General features: G+C 71.3%; 2 protein-coding genes and 1 pseudogene. 2 read left to right on the top strand and 1 reads right to left on the bottom strand.

Annotation, left to right across the window (positions count from 1 at the left end; translation table 11 throughout):
• Nucleotides 1-183: pseudogene (locus tag IJH84_RS15415) on the bottom strand (benzaldehyde dehydrogenase); the annotation flags it as partial.
• 251 nt (nucleotides 184-434) lie between these two features.
• On the opposite strand from IJH84_RS15415, the gene IJH84_RS15410 reads away from it, so the two are divergent.
• Both IJH84_RS15410 and IJH84_RS15405 read left to right on the top strand, forming a co-directional pair.
• Nucleotides 435-1310, top strand: a complete 876-nt coding sequence (locus tag IJH84_RS15410) for a LysR substrate-binding domain-containing protein (RefSeq protein WP_200069575.1) — start codon at nucleotides 435-437, stop codon at nucleotides 1308-1310.
• Nucleotides 1311-1555: 245 nt separating this feature from the next.
• Nucleotides 1556-2209: aldolase/citrate lyase family protein (locus IJH84_RS15405; RefSeq protein ID WP_295145612.1), on the top strand; the 654-nt coding region annotated here is incomplete at its 3' end.

Raw genomic sequence — 2209 nt, 5'->3', positions numbered from 1 at the left:
GTCGAAGGCGGCTTCCGCCGCGGCGCACGCGCGCTGCACCTCGGCAGGCCCGCCCCAGCCGTAGGCGGGGTCCAGCTGAGCACCCGTGCCTGGATCGACGGCGCGGATCTGCTCGCCGCCGCCGGGCACCGGGTCGCCCGCGATGAGCATCCGCCCGGTGAGTTCGGTGCCGACCGTGGTCATGCGGTGAGTCCTCCCAAGAAGTGTTCGAACATGGTCTGCGTAGCGGGTCACCTGGCGGAACCCGCCGGCGGTCCGGTCGAGTCCCGAACCGCAAGCGGCTGACGCCGCTGGTGAAACAGCTCTTGATCCGTCACGAGCGCCGACCGCGCGCAGTCGATGTCGACCCGAACACTAGATTCGGGTATTGATGCGTGTCCAACTCCCACCGCGCATCGACTCTTGCGGAATGCGCATCAGTGAGGCGGCAAGGCATGTTCACGCTCAACCAGCTCGCCGGCTTCGTGGCGGTCGCCGAGGAACTGCACTACGGCCGTGCAGCGGAGCGGCTGCGGATGACCCAACCACCGCTGAGCCGCCAGATCCAGCTGCTGGAACGCGAGATCGGGGTGCGGTTGTTCGACCGCGGCGGCCGCGCGGTGCGGCTGACCCCGGCGGGCAAGGCTTTCCTGCGGGACGCGCGGCGGCTGCTGCACGAGGCGGAGAACGCGACGCTGGCGGTGCGGCGGGTTCCTGCTGGCGAGGCCGGTTCGCTGCGCATCGGGTTCACCGCGACGTCCGCGTACGGCCTGCTCGGCGGCGTGCTGGAGACGGCCCGGGATCGGTTGCCGCACGTGGACGTGGCGTTGCGGGAGCTGGTCACGCGCGATCAGCTCGACATGCTGTCCTCCGCAGCGCTGGACCTCGGCCTGATGCGACCGCCGATCACGCGGCCGGAACTCGACTCGCGCCGGGTGGTGACCGAGCCGCTGCTGGCCGCGCTGCCCGCCGGTCACCCGCTGGCGAACGGTTCGGAACCGCTGAGCCCCGCTGATTTCGACGGCGCGGACGTGGTGATGTATTCGCCGACCGAAGCGCGCTACTTCCACGAGCTGCTGGTCAGCATCTTCCGCGAGGCGCACGTGACGCCGCACTACACCCAGCACGTCAGCCAGGTGCACACGGTGCTGGCGCTGGTGCGCGCGGGGCTGGGGCTGGCGCTGGTGCCATCGACGGCGACGTTGCTGCGGTTCGAGGGGGTGGTGCTGCGGCCGGTGCGGCTGCCCGAGCCGGAGCCGGTGGAGCTGCACCTCGGGTGGCGGCGGGCCAACGACAACCCGGCGTTGTGGGCGTTGCTCGGGCTGCTGTGACCCGGGCGTTCGGCGCAGCGGCACCGCACATCGGAAAAAGTGTCCTTTGTGGACGTAATTGATGTGTCCGGCTTGCGGGTTCGAGCGCGCGGTCGTCACCGGGTGCGGACCGGCGTCCGCCGCAGGCGAGCGAAACCGACTGTCCAACTTGGACGTGAAGCTCAACCGGTTCGGAGCAGCGCCAGATCCCGCGCGCCGTGCCTACAATCGGCGAGCAGCGCCGGACTCGACATGGAGGGGACCGCATGGCCGCCGCAGACTTCGTGCGCAAGATCCGTTCCCGGCAGCCCGCGCTCGGCTACTGGGTGACGCTGGACGCGCCCGCGGCCGTCGAAAGGCTCGCGCTGGTCGGCTACGACTACGTCTGCCTGGACGGCCAGCACGGGCTGTTCGGCTACCAGGGGCTGCTCAACGGGCTGATCGCGGTGCAAGCCGCGGGCGGGTCGGCCGGTGTGGCGCGGGTGGACTCGAACAACCCGACCTCGATCTGCCGTGCGCTGGACGCCGGGGCGGACGCGATCATCGTGCCGCTGGTCGACGACGCCGAGCAGGCCGCGTCGGCGGTGGCCGCGACCCACTACCCGCCGAACGGCGTGCGCTCCTACGGACCGATGCGCTCGGGACTGCGGATCGGGCCGAAACCGGCGGAAGCGGACGAGAGCGTGGCCGTGCTCGCCATGGTGGAGACCGCGCGGGGCTTGGCCAACGTGGAATCGATCTGCGCCACGCCCGGGCTCGACGCCGTCTACATCGGACCGGCCGACCTGTCGCTGGCCGTCGGTGCCGCGTACCCCGGTGATCCCGCGGTGCAACGGGATTTCGACGCGGCGCTGGCCCGGATCCGCACCGCGGCCGACGCCGCGGGGATCGCGGTGGGCATGCACACCCCGGACGGCGCG

Source organism: Saccharopolyspora sp. (assembly GCF_017434145.1).
Lineage (GTDB): Bacteria > Actinomycetota > Actinomycetes > Mycobacteriales > Pseudonocardiaceae > Saccharopolyspora_C > Saccharopolyspora_C galaxeae.
The sequence above is the reverse complement of the archived record's forward strand: the minus strand, read 5'-3'. Positions and strand labels throughout refer to the sequence as shown.